The organism is Afipia sp. GW823-FHT06G09 (genome assembly GCF_058794875.1).
This window is the reverse complement of record NZ_JBXAHF010000002.1, coordinates 634,636-650,924: the sequence shown is the minus strand read 5'-3', so window position 1 is coordinate 650,924 and position 16,289 is coordinate 634,636. Positions and strand designations below refer to the sequence as shown.

General features: G+C 62.3%; 19 protein-coding genes. 9 read left to right on the top strand and 10 right to left on the bottom strand.

Annotated features, from left to right (window positions below):
- Positions 1-27: 27 nt before the first annotated feature.
- The gene (locus AC1Q67_RS10685) at positions 28-1,296 is read right to left on the bottom strand and encodes an adenylate/guanylate cyclase domain-containing protein (RefSeq protein ID WP_492234146.1); all 1,269 of its coding nucleotides are present in this window, start codon (positions 1,294-1,296) and stop codon (positions 28-30) included.
- 65 nt (positions 1,297-1,361) lie between these two features.
- A complete protein-coding gene (locus tag AC1Q67_RS10680; protein ID WP_024575585.1) occupies positions 1,362-1,832 on the bottom strand; it encodes a MarR family winged helix-turn-helix transcriptional regulator in 471 nt (156 codons plus the stop codon).
- A gap of 150 nt (positions 1,833-1,982) precedes the next feature.
- On the opposite strand from AC1Q67_RS10680, the gene AC1Q67_RS10675 reads away from it, so the two are divergent.
- Both AC1Q67_RS10675 and AC1Q67_RS10670 read left to right on the top strand, forming a co-directional pair.
- Positions 1,983-2,399, top strand: a complete 417-nt coding sequence (locus AC1Q67_RS10675) for an organic hydroperoxide resistance protein (protein WP_492235667.1) — start codon at positions 1,983-1,985, stop codon at positions 2,397-2,399.
- Between the two features lie 112 nt (positions 2,400-2,511).
- Complete coding sequence (locus AC1Q67_RS10670) at positions 2,512-3,540, top strand: alpha/beta fold hydrolase (protein WP_492234147.1); 1,029 nt, start codon at positions 2,512-2,514, stop codon at positions 3,538-3,540.
- A gap of 71 nt (positions 3,541-3,611) precedes the next feature.
- On the opposite strand, the gene AC1Q67_RS10665 is transcribed toward AC1Q67_RS10670, so the two are convergent.
- From AC1Q67_RS10665 to sdhC, 5 genes are read right to left on the bottom strand one after another with little or no spacing between them, the layout of a single operon-like run.
- Positions 3,612-4,394 carry a succinate dehydrogenase iron-sulfur subunit gene (locus AC1Q67_RS10665; protein ID WP_006023450.1) on the bottom strand — a complete coding sequence of 261 codons (783 nt, stop codon included), beginning with the start codon at positions 4,392-4,394 and terminating at the stop codon, positions 3,612-3,614.
- Between the two features lie 14 nt (positions 4,395-4,408).
- Positions 4,409-4,834 (bottom strand): hypothetical protein, encoded by a 426-nt coding sequence (locus tag AC1Q67_RS10660; RefSeq protein ID WP_492234148.1) that lies wholly within the window; start codon positions 4,832-4,834, stop codon positions 4,409-4,411.
- Positions 4,835-4,838: 4 nt separating this feature from the next.
- Positions 4,839-6,662 carry a succinate dehydrogenase flavoprotein subunit gene (gene sdhA, locus AC1Q67_RS10655; RefSeq protein WP_492234149.1) on the bottom strand — a complete coding sequence of 608 codons (1,824 nt, stop codon included), beginning with the start codon at positions 6,660-6,662 and terminating at the stop codon, positions 4,839-4,841.
- Positions 6,663-6,665: 3 nt separating this feature from the next.
- Complete coding sequence (sdhD, locus tag AC1Q67_RS10650; protein ID WP_024575589.1) at positions 6,666-7,070, bottom strand: succinate dehydrogenase, hydrophobic membrane anchor protein; 405 nt, start codon at positions 7,068-7,070, stop codon at positions 6,666-6,668.
- Positions 7,067-7,462, bottom strand: a complete 396-nt coding sequence (gene sdhC, locus AC1Q67_RS10645) for a succinate dehydrogenase, cytochrome b556 subunit (protein ID WP_024575590.1) — start codon at positions 7,460-7,462, stop codon at positions 7,067-7,069. Before sdhC ends, sdhD begins: the two co-directional genes overlap by 4 nt.
- A gap of 277 nt (positions 7,463-7,739) precedes the next feature.
- Here sdhC and AC1Q67_RS10640 point away from each other — a divergent pair, with 277 nt between their 5' ends.
- Entirely contained in the window at positions 7,740-8,600 is an 861-nt protein-coding gene (locus tag AC1Q67_RS10640; protein ID WP_492234150.1) for a sulfite exporter TauE/SafE family protein, read from the top strand.
- Positions 8,601-8,706: 106 nt separating this feature from the next.
- Here the strand turns inward: AC1Q67_RS10640 and AC1Q67_RS10635 are convergent, their stop codons facing one another.
- Together AC1Q67_RS10635 and AC1Q67_RS10630 are read right to left on the bottom strand one after the other, a co-directional pair.
- Positions 8,707-9,219, bottom strand: coding sequence for a GNAT family N-acetyltransferase (locus AC1Q67_RS10635; RefSeq protein ID WP_492234151.1), 513 nt, complete (start codon positions 9,217-9,219; stop codon positions 8,707-8,709).
- Complete coding sequence (locus AC1Q67_RS10630; RefSeq protein ID WP_492234152.1) at positions 9,216-10,742, bottom strand: malonate--CoA ligase; 1,527 nt, start codon at positions 10,740-10,742, stop codon at positions 9,216-9,218. The genes AC1Q67_RS10635 and AC1Q67_RS10630 overlap by 4 nt, the downstream gene beginning before the upstream one ends.
- 80 nt (positions 10,743-10,822) lie before the next feature.
- Between AC1Q67_RS10630 and AC1Q67_RS10625 the strand changes: the two genes are divergently transcribed.
- On the top strand, positions 10,823-11,578 hold the full coding sequence (locus AC1Q67_RS10625) for an SDR family oxidoreductase (protein ID WP_492234153.1): 756 nt from the start codon (positions 10,823-10,825) through the stop codon (positions 11,576-11,578).
- A 314-nt stretch (positions 11,579-11,892) separates the two neighbouring features.
- Here the strand turns inward: AC1Q67_RS10625 and AC1Q67_RS10620 are convergent, their stop codons facing one another.
- A complete protein-coding gene (locus tag AC1Q67_RS10620; RefSeq protein ID WP_492234154.1) occupies positions 11,893-12,033 on the bottom strand; it encodes a hypothetical protein in 141 nt (46 codons plus the stop codon).
- A gap of 53 nt (positions 12,034-12,086) precedes the next feature.
- Between AC1Q67_RS10620 and AC1Q67_RS10615 the strand changes: the two genes are divergently transcribed.
- From AC1Q67_RS10615 to AC1Q67_RS10595, 5 genes are all read left to right on the top strand, one after another.
- The gene (locus AC1Q67_RS10615; protein ID WP_024575596.1) at positions 12,087-12,683 is read left to right on the top strand and encodes a fasciclin domain-containing protein; all 597 of its coding nucleotides are present in this window, start codon (positions 12,087-12,089) and stop codon (positions 12,681-12,683) included.
- A gap of 131 nt (positions 12,684-12,814) precedes the next feature.
- A complete protein-coding gene (locus tag AC1Q67_RS10610) occupies positions 12,815-13,072 on the top strand; it encodes a hypothetical protein (protein ID WP_492234155.1) in 258 nt (85 codons plus the stop codon).
- 148 nt (positions 13,073-13,220) lie between these two features.
- Positions 13,221-13,850: a cytochrome b/b6 domain-containing protein gene (locus tag AC1Q67_RS10605; protein WP_492234156.1), complete on the top strand. Its 630-nt coding sequence runs from the start codon at positions 13,221-13,223 to the stop codon at positions 13,848-13,850.
- Positions 13,851-13,862: 12 nt separating this feature from the next.
- Positions 13,863-14,648, top strand: a complete 786-nt coding sequence (locus AC1Q67_RS10600) for a molybdopterin-dependent oxidoreductase (protein WP_492234157.1) — start codon at positions 13,863-13,865, stop codon at positions 14,646-14,648.
- Positions 14,649-15,026: 378 nt separating this feature from the next.
- Positions 15,027-16,241, top strand: coding sequence for an efflux RND transporter periplasmic adaptor subunit (locus AC1Q67_RS10595; RefSeq protein ID WP_492234158.1), 1,215 nt, complete (start codon positions 15,027-15,029; stop codon positions 16,239-16,241).
- Positions 16,242-16,289: the final 48 nt, after the last annotated feature.

Below are 16,289 nucleotides of genomic sequence, written 5' to 3'. Positions count from 1 at the left end.
TTCTGCGCGAAAGTGCGTTGACCTGCATCAACCCGCCGGGCGCCTGCGATCCTGCAGATACCGCTCGAACCGGCTCGCGGCCTGTCCATCGGACCTGATGCCGGGATCGATGGTGTACAGTTCCTGCGCGCGTCCGATGCCGCGCAAAGCATAGCGCCCGGTCGAAACGAAATGTCCATTGCCCGGCGCATCGAGGCCGTCGAAAAACGCCGAGGACACGAGAAGCTCCCGTTCGACCGAGCGGCACATCGATGCGATGCGGCTGACCTCGTTCACCGCCGGTCCGACCACGGTGAAGTCGAGCCGCTCCTCGCTGCCGATGTTGCCGTAGAAAACCTCACCGACATGCAGGCCCACATAGGCCGAGGTGACCGGCCTGTTCTCGGATGCGCGCCGCTCGTTGAGAACCTGGATGTTCTTTCTGAACTGGTTTTCCGCGCGCAATGCCGCGCGCCGCGCCGCGCCCATGTCGTCCTCATTGAAGATCGCCAGCACGCCATCGCCGATCAGCTTGAGAACGTCGCCGCCTTCCTCGTGAATGGCGTCAATGGCCGCGCCGGCGTAGTCGTTGAGAAAGGGAATGAACTCGGCGGGGTCCATCCCTTCGCCGAGGCGGGTCGATCCGCGCAGGTCCGAAAACCACAGCACCGCATTGATGCGGTCGGCGACGCCGCGTGAAATACGCCCGCTCAGCACGCGCTCGGCGGCATCGCGGCCGAGATAGACGTGACCGATGGTGCGGGCAATCCGCGCATGGGCGGCCGATTTTATCGCAAGGCCCAGCACCGGGACGAGTTCACGCATTGCGTCCATCGCGGATTCATCGAAGCCGTCGTGGCGGCGCATGCACCAGATGGAATAGACGCAGTCCATCTCGCCGATGATGCCGGTCTCGCCGAAGCGGTGAATGAACGTCGCGAAGTGCCTGTGACCGTCACCAATAAGTTTCGACGTCATCTTGAAATGGTCATCGGTATGGCCGATGCGCATTTCGGTCTGCCCGTTCTGGAGCATCGCGTAGAACGGCGAACGCTGCCAGTTTTCGGCGGCCTCGCCTTCGCTGGTCGAGCCATACTCGAAGGTGTCGCTCTCGTTCGATTCGATGTCGCTCCAGCGGAAACCCTGCCCCTCGAAAACCGGATGCAGCGTGTCGATGAATACGAGGCCGCGCGACAGCTCCAGCCCTGCGGCCCTGCTGCGTTCGCAGAACCCGCGTACGAGGTCCGTTTCAGCAACGCCGGCGAGGCCGGCGCCGGCCAGCCAGTTCATGATGTCGAGGCGGGACGATAAATCCATACGGATTCATCGCGCGGGATTGGCGATGTTTCAAGGCGATATCCGGGAAAGTGCGGCGAAAGACGCTACTTCGCCGCGCCCTTCGTTCCCTTGATGAGATTGTTGCGCAGCTTGACCACGCTCTTCTGGATCAGCGCGAATTCCTCGGGCGTGAGCTGCGTTTCCCGCACCAGATTGAGCGGCAGGGCCTTCTCGCGCACCCGGCGGCCGGCCTCGGTGAGGCTGATCAAAACCTTGCGCTCGTCCTTGGGATCGCGCTGCCTTCGGACATAGCCCATCGTTTCGAGATTCTTCAGGATCGGCGTCAGCGTGTTGGATTCGAGAAACAGCTTCTCGCCAAGGCTGCTGACGGTCTGGTTGTCCTCTTCGGACAGAGCCACGATGGTGATGTACTGTGTGTAGGTCAGGCCAAGTTCATCGAGGATCGGCTTGTAAGCCCGCCCGTAGGCGAGGTTGGCCGAATAGATCGCAAAGCAGAGGAAATTCTCGAGCTTCGGGCCCGCTGCTTTCGGAGATGTCTGTTTTAGCTTCGTCATGGCCGCCTCCGTCACACGGGATCGTGATGTCTCGCATCCATATATATCGTATCCGATTAAATCGGAAGGGTTGACTTCGCGGGAGGTGGGGCTATTTAGATCGCATTCGATTGCATCGGATACGATTTAAGTAGGAAAGGACATGCCATGATCACCCAGATCGAAAAGGTACTCTACACCGCCAAGACCCACACCACCGGCGGCCGCGAGGGCGCGTCGCGCTCGTCAGACGGTCAGCTCGACGTCAAGCTTTCGCCTCCAGGCTCGAACCGCGCCGGCACCAACCCTGAGCAGCTCTTTGCCGCCGGCTGGTCGGCCTGCTTCGAGGGCGCGATGGGGCACGCGGCACGGGCCATGAAGGTCAAGCTTCCTGCCGATGTCGCTGTCGATGCCGAGGTCGATCTCGGCACTGCGGGGGATCAATACTTCCTTCAGGCCCGTCTCAACGTCAGCTTGCCGGGCCTCGATCGTGAGGTCGCCCGCGCCGTGGTCGACGCTGCGCATCAGACGTGTCCGTACTCCAAGCTCACGCGCGGCAATATCAACGTCGAACTGAATCTGGTGTGAGCCGGATTGTCACATCGCGGACGTGGCCTGCACGCACTGTCGGCAGGCCGCGCCGCGAAGCGGCGAAAAGCCATCATTCGCTGCTGTCTAATGTCGACCCAAGGAGATTTTCATGTCCGGCCTCATCAGCGCCAACCGCCGCAACTTCCTTCAGGCCGCGGGCAGCGGCGTCGCCGCGCTCGCCGCGTCACAGCTTGGTCTGATTCAATCCGCTGTCGCCCAGACCGCAACAGCTTCCCCGGCGCCGCTGGGCCCGATCAGGCAGATCAATGCCGGCACACTCAATGTTGGCTATTATGAAACCGGTCCCGCCACCGGGCCAGTCGTTATCCTGCTGCACGGCTGGCCCTACGACATCCACAGCTTCGCCGAGGTCGCGCCGCTGCTGGCGGCAAAGGGCTATCGCGTGATCGTTCCGCATCTGCGCGGCTACGGCACCACCACGTTTCTGTCCGCCGACACGCCGCGCAACGGCCAGCAGGCCGTGCTGGCGATGGACATCATTGAGTTGATGAATGCGCTCAGGATCGAGAAAGCCGTCGTCGCCGGCTATGACTGGGGCGCGCGCACCGCCAACATCCTCGCGGCGCTGTGGCCGGAGCGGGTCAAGGCGATGGTGTCTGTCAGCGGCTATCTGATCGGCTCTCGCGAGGTGAACAAGAAACCGCTGCCGCCGAAGGCTGAATTGCTGTGGTGGTATCAGTTCTACTTCACCACGGAACGCGGCCGTCTCGGTTATCAGCAGAACACCCACGACTTCGCGAAGCTGATCTGGCAGCTCGCATCGCCGAAGTGGAACTTCAGCGACCAGACGTTCGCGCGCAGTGCGAAGTCGCTCGACAATCCGGATCATGTCGCGATTTCGATTCACAATTATCGCTGGCGGCTCGGCCTTGCGGAAGGCGAAGCGAAGTACGACGATCTGGAAAAGCGGCTGGAGCAGGGGCCGCTGATCACCGTGCCGACCATCACCATCGAGGGCGATGCCAACGGCGCGCCGCATCCCGAGCCGGCGTCTTACGCGAAGAAGTTCACCGGCAAGTATCAGCACCGGCTGCTGACCGGCGGCGTCGGGCACAACCCGCCGCAGGAAGTGCCGCAGGCGTTCGCGCAGGCCGTTATCGATGTCGACGCGTTCTGATCCACGTCGTGCATGAAAGAAAAAGGCCCGCCAGATTCCGGCGGGCCTTTTTAACAGGGAGGCGGCGGGGATCAGACCTGCCGTTCGACCATCTTCGCCTTGAGATCGGCGATGGCTTCCGACGGGTTGAGACCCTTCGGGCACGCCTTGGCGCAGTTCATGATGGTGTGGCAGCGATACAGCCGGAACGGATCTTCGAGGTTGTCGAGACGCTCGCCGGTGGCCTCGTCGCGCGAATCCTTCACCCAGCGGTCGGCGGCGAGAAGCGCGGCCGGGCCGAGGAAGCGATCGCTGTTCCACCAGTAGCTCGGGCACGAGGTCGAGCAGCAGGCGCACAGGATGCACTCGTAGAGGCCGTCGAGCTTGGCGCGGTCTTCCGGCGACTGCCGCCATTCCTTCTGCGGGGTTGCGGTGGTGGTGTGCAGCCACGGCTCGATCGAGGCGTACTGCGCGTAGAAATTGGTCAGGTCCGGCACAAGATCCTTCACCACCGGCTGATGCGGCAGCGGATTGACCTTGATCGGACCGGCTTCGACCTCGTCCATCGCGCGGGTGCAGGCCAGCGTGTTCTGGCCGTCGATGTTCATGGCGCAGGAGCCGCAGACGCCTTCGCGGCAGGAGCGGCGGAAGGTCAGCGTCGGGTCGACGTTGTTCTTGATCCAGATCAGCGCGTCCAGAATCATCGGACCGCAGTCGTGGGTGTTCACGTAATACGTATCGATGCCGGGGTTTTTGCCGTCGTCCGGATTCCAGCGATAGACCTTGAACTCGCGCAGCTCGGTTGCGCCCGCCGGCTTCGGCCATTCCTTGCCGCCCGAGATCGTCGAATTCTTCGGAAGTGTGAACTGAACCATGGTTGCCTGCCAGTTTAGTGTTGAAGCACGTGGGCAGCTCGTCCGACTCGAACGGTGCTGCCAAGCAGCCAGCCGAATACGAGTTGCGGGAGCAGAGAAGCAGCCACGCCCAGAGCCAAGAAACTCGTGTGAAGACCTCGGTTATCGCCCATTGTCTCCCACAGAATAAAACCAATGGCGGCAACAAGCACTGCCGCATTGATGGGTGCAGCGATCTTAACCCGCCACAAGCGGCCAATAATCAGACTAGAAGCGGCAAGAGCAGTTCCCGCAATTGTCCAAGTGAAGACAATACTGCCATAACTGCCAGGCGCGGCATCTTCCAGATTGGGCATCGAGATCACAGGTGTCCATAGAAAAACTGAGATCAGCAACCACGCAGCCCCACACAATGCCATCAGGGACCATCGTGCAATCTGCATAGTGCGGTCAGGTGTCATTCTATCAATAGACTCGCGCTTTCGGCGGGATGTACTGAACGTCGTTGGTCATCGTGTAATCGTGCACCGGGCGGTAATCGAGGGTCGTGGCGCCCTTGTCGCTGCTCCACGACAGAGTGTGCTTCATCCACTGCTTGTCGTCGCGATCCGGGAAATCCTCGCGGGCGTGAGCGCCGCGGCTCTCGGTGCGGTTGGCAGCCGAATCCATCGTCACCAGGGCCTGAGAAATCAGGTTGTCGTATTCGAGGGTCTCGATCAGGTCCGAATTCCACACCAGCGAACGGTCGGTGACGGCGATGTCGTCGGTGCCGCCGTAAACCTTGTGGATCAGCTCCTGGCCTTCCTTCAGCACGTCGCCGGTGCGGAACACCGCGCAGTTGTTCTGCATCACGCGCTGCATGTTGTCGCGCAGCTTCGCGGTCGGCGTGCCGCCGGAGGCGTTGCGGAAATGGTCGAGGCGGCTGAGCGCGAGATCGGCGGAATTCGCCGGCAGCTCCGGCTGCCGCGCGTTCGGCTGCAGCTTCTCGGCGCAGCGCAGCGCCGCGGCGCGGCCGAACACCACGAGATCGATCAGCGAGTTGGAGCCGAGGCGGTTGGCGCCATGCACCGACACGCAGGCGGCTTCGCCCACAGCCATCAGGCCGGGCACGATCGCGTTGTCGTCGCCGCCCTTCTTGGTGACGACTTCGGCGTGGAAGTTGGTCGGGATGCCGCCCATGTTGTAGTGAACGGTCGGCAGCACCGGGATCGGCTCGCGGGTCACGTCGACGCCGGCGAAGATCTTCGCGGATTCCGAGATGCCAGGCAGGCGCTCATGCAGGATCGCCGGATCGAGATGATCCAGATGCAGGAACAGGTGGTCCTTGCCCTTGCCGACGCCGCGGCCTTCGCGGATTTCAATGGTCATCGCGCGCGAGACGACGTCGCGCGAGGCGAGATCCTTCGCCGACGGCGCATAGCGCTCCATGAAGCGCTCGCCTTCCGAATTCGACAGGTAGCCGCCTTCGCCGCGCGCACCTTCGGTGATCAGGCAGCCCGCCGGGAAGATGCCGGTCGGATGGAATTGCACGAACTCCATGTCCTGCAAGGGCAGGCCGGCGCGCAGCACCATGCCGCCGCCGTCGCCGGTGCAGGTGTGCGCCGAGGTACAGGACAGGTAGGCGCGGCCATAGCCGCCGGTGGCGAGAATGGTGGTCTGGCCGCGGAAGCGGTGCAGCGTGCCGTCGTCCATCTTCAGCGCGATGACGCCGCGGCAGACGCCCTGATCGTCCATGATCAGATCGATGGCGAAGTATTCGATGAAGAACTCGGCCTGATGGCGAACCGCCTGACCGTACATGGTGTGCAGCATCGCGTGACCGGTGCGGTCGGATGCGGCGCAGGTGCGCTGGGCCTGGCCCTTGCCGTAGTCGAGGGTCATGCCGCCGAACGGGCGCTGATAGATCTTGCCGTCTTCGGTGCGCGAGAACGGCACGCCCCAGTGTTCGAGTTCGTAGACGGCGTCGGGCGCGTTGCGCACCATGTATTCGATCGAATCCTGATCGCCGAGCCAGTCCGACCCCTTCACGGTGTCGTACATGTGCCAGCGCCAGTCGTCCTTGTGCATGTTGCCGAGCGAGGCGGAGATGCCGCCCTGCGCCGCGACCGTGTGCGAGCGCGTCGGGAAAACCTTGGTGATGCAGGCGGTGCGCAGGCCCGCTTCCGAGCAGCCGACCACCGCGCGCAGACCCGCGCCGCCGGCGCCGACAACGATCACGTCATAGGTGTGATCTTCGATCGGATAGGCTTGACCGTTCGCGCCGGGCGCGCTCTTGCCGTTCACGGCCATGCGTCAGACTCCAGAGGACAGTTTGAAAATAGCGTAGATCGAGGCGAGGCCGACGGCGATGCAGAAGAAGGTGTTGGCGATGATCGCGACCAGCTTGATCTTCTCGTCGGTGATATAGTCTTCCAGCACCACCTGCATGCCGATCTTCATGTGCCAGACGCTGGCGATGATGAAGAGGATCATGATGATCGCGATCAGCGGCGAGCCGAGAATCTGCGCGGCGCCGGCCTGATTGCGGCCCAGCAGCGACAGGATGACGACAATCACCGGCACGATCAGCAGCACCAGCGCAACCGCGCTGACGCGCTGACGGAAGAAATCCGACGTTCCGCCCTTGGCGGAGCCGAGACCGCGGACGCGCTTGAGCGCGGTGCGGATCGATGTATTCGAATGACCCTGCGCGCTCATCGGCCGCCTCCCACGACGTAGGCGATGATCCAGACCAGCACCGTCGCCGCGATGCCCGCGATCAACGCCGCCCAGGTGAGGGATTCGCGTTCGGTCGGCGAGAAGCCGTAGCCGAGATCCCAGACAAGATGACGAATGCCGCTGAACAGGTGGTGCATCAGCGCCCATGTGTATCCGAACACGATGACGCGCCCGATCCAGCTCGAGGTGAAGCCCTGGATATTGGCGTAGGCGCCGGGACCAGACGCCGTGGCGATCAGCCACCACGCCATCAGCAGTGTTCCGACATAAAGACCGATGCCGGTGATGCGATGAACGATGGACATCGCCATCGTCAGCGTCCAGCGGTAGGTCAGAAAAGGTGAAAGCGGACGGTCGATCCTGGGTGCCATGCGCGACTTTAATGGTTTGCGGCAGAGGGAAGTTGCCGTCTTTTTATGCGGGACCGGGTTCTTAGAGGGCTTCTATTTACGGAGAAGGCGGAACGAGCGCAACGCAGAATCGATCAAACTATGAATCGTAAAGCATTGCTTGATCTGCGCTTTAGCCCTTCTGGTATACCTGTTTTTCGTATACCACAGATGAAAGTGATCACTTCTGAAGCGTGATTCACCTCCTGTCATGAAACCGATAGAAGCGCCCCAGCATCCCTTTACGCGAGATCGCCGCATGATCGCCGGCCTGACGACGTCCCAACTGCTTGAACTTGTTCTGTTGCTGGTGGTGACCGGAGCGCTTGCCGGGTTCCTCGCCGGAATCTTCGGCATCGGCGGCGGCGCGGTCCTGGTGCCGGTGCTGTACGAATGCTTCCGGATCGCAGGCGTGCCGCTGGATGCACGGATGCCGCTCTGCATCGGCACATCACTCGCCATCATCATCCCGACCTCGATCCGCTCATGGCAGGCCCACCACAAGCGGGGCAGTGTCGACATGGACATCCTCGTGAGGTGGGCGGTGCCGGTGCTGCTCGGCGTGATGCTGGGCAGCGTGATCGCGCGCTATGCACCGGAGAAGCTGTTCAAGGTTGTGTTCGTCGGCGTCGCCTGGTCCGCAGCGGCGCGGCTGCTGCTCGGAAAAGAAAACTGGCGGCTGGGTGACGAAATGCCGAAAGGCATCTTCATGCGGGCCTACGGATTCTTCATCGGCCTGCTCTCGACGCTGATGGGAATCGGCGGCGGATTGTTTTCGAACCTGCTGATGACGTTCTATGGCCGCCCGATCCATCAGGCGATCGGCACATCGGCCGGCCTTGCGGTGCTGATCTCGATTCCCGGCGCGATCGGCTACATCTATGCCGGCTGGCCCGCGGCGGCGCGCTTCCCGGACGTGGCCGCGCTGCAGCTGCCGTTTGCGGTCGGCTACATCTCGCTGATCGGCGCATTGCTGGTGATGCCGACCAGCTTGCTGGTCGCGCCGCTCGGCGTGCGCGTCGCGCATTTCATGACCAAGCGGAAACTCGAAATCGCGTTCGGGATCTATCTCTTGGTGGTCAGTTCGCGCTTCGTGGTCAGCCTCGCGACCGGTTACTGACCGATCGCCGCCAGATCGATTCCATTTTCCGTTCGTCCCCGCGCAGGCGGGGACCAAGGCAAAGAACTGGATTCCCGCTTTCGCGGGAATGAGCGGAGAGGGGACGTTACGCGCGGCGCGCGTCGTCGCGCTCGCGCTTCATGTAGAACTTTCGGTCATCCTCATCGATGATGTGGAAGCCCAGACGTTCATAGAGTTTCAAAGCGCGATTGCTGCGCACCACGGCGAGTGTCATCGGCTGACGCGCGCGCGTCGCCTGATCGATCAGATCGGTAATCAGCCGGGTGCCGATGCCGCGTCCCCGGAACGGAGCGTCGACGAAAATCTGCTCCAGATGCAGCGTGGAATCCTGCACCGCGATCTGAATCCAGCCGACGTCACAACCATCGAGTGTGACGATCTGCACCTGATCCGCCTCCCAGAGATGACGCAGGTTTTCCTCCTGCCGCGTCACGTCGAGATTCAAATCCCGGATGATGTTGGCCATCGCGGAGAGATAAAGCCTGACGCAAAAGGCGAAGTCCTCGCTGCGGGCCGGACGAAGCACGATCGGCATGACGGCATCAGCCCTTATGATGTGGCGTGCGGCGGCGCGGACCATGTTCTGCAAACGTGTCATTTCTTGTAAATTTCGGAATAGGTGTCGCGCAGCACGTTCTTCTGCACCTTGCCCATGGTGTTGCGCGGCAGGTCGTCGACGAACAGCACGCGCTTGGGCATCTTGAATTTCGCCAGCCGTCCGTCGAGCGCATGCAGCACGGTGGCTTCATCAAGTGGCGTTTTCTTGTCGCCGACCACGACCGCCGTGACGCCCTCGCCGAAATCGGCATGAGGCACGCCGATCACGGCGGATTCGGTGACGCCGGGAATGGCGTCGATCTCGCTTTCGACTTCCTTCGGATAGACGTTGAAGCCGCCGGAGATCACGAGGTCCTTGCCGCGTCCGAGAATATGGACATAGCCGCGCGGATCGATCTTGCCGAGATCGCCGGTGATGAAGAAACCGTCGGCGCGGAATTCGGCCTTGGTCTTGTCCGGCATCCGCCAGTAGCCCTTGAACACGTTCGGGCCCTTGACCTCGATCATGCCGATTTCGTCGCGCGCGAGTTCGTCGCCGGTCTCGGGGTTGGTCACGCGCACCGAGACGCCCGGCAGCGGGAAGCCCACCGCGCCCGGCACGCGGTCGCCGTCGTAAGGGTTCGACGTGTTCATGTTGGTTTCGGTCATGCCGTAGCGCTCCAGCACCGCATGGCCGGTGCGCGCCGACCATTCGCGGTGGGTCTCCGCCAGCAGCGGCGCCGAGCCCGAAATAAACAGCCGCATGTGCGACGTGGAGTCCTTGGTCAGGTTCGGGCTTTGCAAGAGCCGCGTGTAGAACGTCGGCACCCCCATCAGCACGGTGGCGCGCTGCATGAGCTTGATGATCAGTTCGGGATCGAGCTTCGGCAAAAAGATCATCGACGCGCGCGCGAACAGCGTGACGTTGCTCGCCACGAACAGGCCATGGGTGTGATAGATCGGCAGCGCGTGGATCAGCACGTCGTCCTGCGTGAAGCGCCAGTAGTCGACAAGGCTGTGCGAGTTCGACGCCAGGTTGTCGTGGGTCAGCATCGCGCCCTTGGAGCGGCCGGTGGTGCCTGACGTATAAAGAATGGCGGCGAGATCGTCGCCCGCGCGCGGCACGGTTGCAAAGTCCGCAGATGCATTCGCGGCGCCGTCGCTCAGCGATCCCTTGCCGTCGGCATCGAGCGTCTCGACCTTCGCACCGGATTTGGCGGCAAGCTTGCCGATGCCCTCGGCTTTCGACGGATCGCACACGATCAGCGACGGCTCGGCGTCGCCGATGAAATATTCAAGCTCGTTGAGCGTGTAGGCGGTGTTCAGCGGCAGGAACACCGCGCCGGCGCGCACGGTTGCCAGATACAGCACCAGCGCCTCGACCGATTTTTCCGTTTGCGCTGCAACACGGTCGCCGGGCTTCACGCCGCGCGAGACGATGAAGTTCGCGGTGCGTCCCGCCTGCGCGATCAGATCGGCATAGCTGATGCGCGTTCCACCAGATGTTTCGATGGCAAGCCTGCTGGTGTCTGCAAGCCCGTCAAACAGGCGAGAAAACAGGTTGGCGTTCGCGCTGGCGTTCATGCAACACTTCCATCGGGATCGGATTTTTCCGGTTTTGAGTACACCAAAACTACAACGCGCAGCAACGGAGACAACCCGGCATGAGCAATAACAAGAAACGTGTGGCCTGGATCACGGGTGGGGGAAGCGGCATCGGTCTCGCCGGTGCACAGGAACTCGCCAAGGAGGGATGGACGGTCGTGATCTCGGGGCGCCGCAAGGATGTGCTCGATGAGGCCGTTGCAAGCATCGCCAAATCCGGCGGCAAGATCGAGGCGATCGTGCTGGATGTCTCAAGCGCCGCGGATGCCGAGAAGGTGGCGAAGGAGATCGTCGCCAAACACGGGCGGATCGATCTTCTGGTCAACAGCGCCGGCGTCAACGTGCCGAAGCGGAGCTGGGACGACATCACCACCGAAGGCTGGGACAAGCTGGTCGATATCAATCTGTCCGGCGTGATGTACTGCATGCGCGCGGTGCTGCCGACGATGCGTGCGCAAAAGGATGGCGTCATCATCAACGTCGCCTCATGGGCGGGCCGTCATGTCTCGAAGATGACCGGACCGGCTTACACCACCACCAAGCACGCGGTGCTGGCGCTGACCCATTCGTTCAACATGGATGAATTCAAGAACGGCCTGCGCGCCTGCTGTCTCTCTCCCGGCGAAGTCGCGACGCCGATCCTGAAGCTGCGGCCGGTACCGCCTTCGGCCGAGGACATGGCAAAGATGCTGCAGCCGGAAGATCTCGGCCGCACCATCGCGTTCGTCGCCAGCATGCCCGCGCACGTCTGCATCAACGAGATCCTGATCTCGCCGACGCACAACCGCAGCTTTGTGACGCCGACGATGTTGTAAGAGATGCGGCAAACGTCGGGGCGACGGGTCTATTCCCGCGTCGTCCCGGCGAACGCGGGGACCCATAAACACTGTTCGCAATTGAACGCTGGATGACCACCAATCCCGAGGATGACATTCGAAGGGAGAAGCAATTCAAAAACGGGAAACGCGATTGGAAAATCCAGTTGATTGAGGACGACAACCCAGAATGGGCGGATCTTAGCCATTTGATAGTCGAAAGCTAAAATTGGCTTTTCATTTTCGCTGTCACCTCGCTGTCAACTGCGCCGACAGGGGTGATGGGTCCCGGCCTGCGCCGGGACGACGAGAGATTAGAGCGTCGCCGCCCCACGTACCCCGTCCGGAAAAGTTTCAAATTCCCGAAAATTTATTTCCTGAAACGCGTCGCGGAAGCCGTCGTAGCTCGGCCAACGACGGCGCAATGATCTGCAATCCCTGACGATCAGCGCCATCGTCCGTTCCGGCGGATGGTCGCCGGAATTTCCAATTCATCGGGAGACGACACATGTTCAAGATCAACTCCACCCGCATCGCCCTCTTGTCCGCCGCCGCGATCGGCGCGCTGGCTCTCACCGCTGCCGTAACTGCGCCGGTCCAGGCCCAGGACAAGATGATGAAGAGCGAAATGTCCGGCGAGAAGACCGTGATGGTCGGCGGTGCCGCGATGTTCCCCTCGAAGAACATTGTTCAGAACGCGGTCAACTCCAAGGATCACACCACGCTGGTCGCGGCGGTGAAGGCCGCGGGTCTGGTCGATACGCTCTCCAGCAAGGGCCCGTTCACCGTGTTCGCGCCGACCAACGCCGCATTCGGCAAGCTGCCGGCCGGAACGGTCGACACGCTGGTGAAGCCTGAGAACAAGGCGACGCTGACCAAGATCCTCACCTATCACGTCGTTCCCGGCAAACTGAACGCCGCTGACCTGACCGACGGCAAGAAGCTGACCACGGTGGAAGGCGAACCCCTCACCGTGAAGCTCGACGGCAAGAAGGTCTGGCTGATCGACGCCAAGGGCGGCAAGTCGGCCGTCACCATTGCCGACGTCAATCAGTCCAACGGCGTGATCCATGTCGTCGACACCGTGTTGATGCCGGCGTCGTAAGGCCGAACGAGCTGCTCCCTCTCCCCGCAAGCGGGAGAGGGAGTGGAATTCGGGCGTAGTCCTTTCGGGCTATGGAACGGGCACGATCTGCATCGCGTTGATTCTCCGGTCACTTCGATGCGAAGCCGCAGATGAGCGAACAGCTGGAGGTTCTCGGTGAGATCCTCGCGCGATTGATCCGGGACAAGGAAAAGTTCGAGAAGCTGCTTGAGAATCCGGTCGATGCTCACTCGGACGAGTGCGCCCGTCAGGCACTCGCCGGCACCGAACTGCTGATCGCAGACGTGCATGTGCAAATCTACAAGCTGTCGGCGGATGACCGCGAAGCCGCGCCCGGCAGCGAACCGGACAGCCCGCCGCCGGCCACCTGGTTCCGCATCATTGAATAGCCGGGCGGCGCGGGCTTGCCTCGCGGTTTTGTGAACGGGCATCGTGGCGTTCGTTGCGGCCTTGACCCGTGAAATTTGCAATGCGGGGCGTAACACGGACTAGAATGCCCCGTATGGTGTTTGTGACATCGTGAAACCGGAAACGCTCATGTCCAGCATCTCAGCCGATCATTCGGCAGCAGCACCGGCCGCAGCCAAGGTCATTCAGCCCGCCTGGGTGCGGATCGTGCACTGGATCAACGCGGTGGCGATGGTCCTCATGATCATGTCCGGCTGGCAGATCTACAACGCCTCGCCGCTGTTCGATTTCACCTTCTCGCGCTCGATCACGCTGGGCGGCTGGCTCGGCGGCGCGCTGCAATGGCATTTCGCGGCAATGTGGCTGCTGATGGTCAATGGCCTTCTCTATCTGACGCTGGGTCTGGTCACCGGCCGCTTCCGCCGGAAGCTGCTGCCGATCACCGTCGACGGCGTCGTCGGCGATACCAAGGCCGCGCTGACCGGCAAGCTCTCCCATGCCGATCTCACCACCTACAACTATGTGCAGAAGCTGCTGTATGCCGGCATCATCGTGGTCGGCATTCTGATCGTGCTGTCGGGATTGGCGATCTGGAAGCCGGTGCAGCTGCAATGGCTGACCGCCGTGTTCGGCGGCTACGACGTGGCGCGTTACGTCCACTTCTTCTGCATGGCCGCGATTGTCGGATTTCTGGTGATCCATGTCGCGCTGGCGCTTTTGGTGCCGAAGAGCCTGCGCGCGATGATCATCGGCAGATAAGGGAGACGCATCATGGGACGCATGCGCAAACTTCTGATCCCCGGCGTCGACAAGCAGTTGCTGGTCAAGGATGCGACGAAGCTGATGCCGGACCTGTCACGCCGCCGCTTCATCGCGGGCGGCGCCAGTCTCGGCGCGCTGACGCTGCTGACCGGCTGCGATGTCACCGACAGCTTCTCGGCCGAATCGATGCTGACGCAGATTTCGAAATTCAACGACGCGGTGCAGGCCAAGCTGTTCAATCCGAACACGCTGGCGCCGACCTTCCCGGAAAGCGCGATCACGCGGCCGTTCCCGTTCAACGCTTACTACGCCCTCGACGATGCGCCGACCATCGACGGCAAGGACTGGAAGCTGGAAGTGCGCGGCCTTGTCGAGAACAAGAAATCCTGGACGCTCGAGGAGCTTTACAAACTGCCGCAGGAAAAGCAGATCACGCGCCACATCTGCGTCGAGGGCTGGAGCGCGATCGGAAGCTGGACCGGTGTACGGCTCAGTCACTTCCTGCAACTGATCGGCGCCGACACCAAGGCGAAGTACTGCTGGTTCCAGTGCGCGGATTCCGATGGCTATAACTCGCCGCTGGACATGGCGAGCGCGCTGCATCCGCAGACCCAGATGACCTTCAGGTTCGACAACGAAATCCTGCCGCGCGCCTACGGCTACCCGATGAAGATCCGGGTGCCGACCAAGCTCGGGTTCAAGAACCCGAAATACGTGGTCTCGATGGAAGTCACCAACGACTACAAGGGCGGTTACTGGGAAGACCAGGGCTATAACTCGTTCAGCGGCAGTTAGACCTCTGTCGTCCCGGCAAGCGAAGCGCTAGCCGGGGCGACGCGCGGGGCCGGGTTCCCGATCCATGCGAAAAACGCAGCCCTGAATCGCGATTGCCGCCAAAGCAGGCATTTGCCGTACCTGCATACTTTTGCCTCAAAAGCAGTCATGACCTCACATGTCGCTGACGGAATTGTGAGCAGTCTTAACGGCTGTTAACCTCTTTAAAAACAGTAGGTTACCCAAGGCGCGACATCGAGTCACCCCGTGGAAATGTTGCGACGCACACCGGCATGATTCATGCTGAGGACCCTAGCCAAGGATCGTGAATCAGGTCGCTTCTCAGCGGTTGATCCCGGTCATTCTGGTTTCGGTTATGCGAAATAAGAAGGATACGATATGCGCCCGCGTCCCCACGCGATGACCTCTCTGGCCCTGCTTTTTGGGGCCGCCGTTCTGCTCTCGGGCTGCAACGACCAGAGTGTCGCCTCCGCCCAGCCGCCCGAGCCCCCCGAAGTCAGCATTGTCACCGTCAAGGCATCGCCGCAGGCGATCATCCGCGAACTTCCGGGTCGCATCGCGCCGCTGCGGGTCGCCGACGTGCGCCCGCGGGTGTCGGGCATTATCGTCGAGCGCCTGTTCGAGCAGGGCTCCGAGGTGAAGGCCGGCGACGCGCTGTACCAGATCGATCCGAAACCGTTTGAAGTCGAACTGCAGGCGGCGGAAGCCGCGCTCGCCAAGGCCGAGGCGGCGCTGCAGCAGGCGTCGCAGCACGCGGTGCGCATCGAGACTCTGACCAAGAGCCAGGCGGCTTCGGCGGCCTCCAATGAAGTCGCGATCGCGAACCTGGCGCAGGCCAAGGCCGAAGTCGCGGCGCGCACCGCCGACGTCTCGCGCGCGCGCCTCAATCTCGGCTACGCCACGATCCGCGCGCCGATCAGCGGTATCATCGGCGCGGCGCTGCTGAGCGAGGGCGTTCTTGTCGTGCAGAACGAAACCCACGCGCTGGCAACGATCCAGCAGCTCGATTCCGTCTATGCCGACTTCACCCAGTCGGTGAACGACATGAACCGGCTGCGCCGCGATTTCGAGCGCGGCGACCTCGACCGTGTTTCGGAAGACGCGGCCAAGGTCCGCCTCGTGCTCGACGATGGCCAGCCGTATCCGCTCGCCGGCAAGCTGCTGTTCTCCGACACCAAGGTCGACGCCGGCACCGGACAGGTGACGCTGCGCGGCGAGTTCAAGAATCCCAGCCGCGAACTGCTGCCCGGCATGTTCGTGCGCGTGCTGATCGAGCAGGGCCGTGATCCTGACGCCATCGTGGTGCCGCCGCAGGCGATCCAGCGCAACTCATCCGGCGCCAGCGAAGTCTTTCTGGTGAAGGACGACAACCGCATCGTCGCGCAGCCGGTTCGCACCGGCGGCCTCATCGACGGCCAGTGGCTGATCACCGAAGGCCTCAAGCCCGGCCAGCGCGTGGTGGTCGAGGGCTTCCAGAAGTTCGCCGTCGGCGACGCCGTCAAGGCCAGCGACTGGCGGGTGTCCGGAGAGACCGGCCGCCATCTCGACAAGTCGGCGGCCGCGGCCGCTCCTGCGCAATCGCAAGTCCGCTAACCGCGACGACAGAAATGCGCCCTCTCCGGTGCGGAGAGGGTTGGGGTG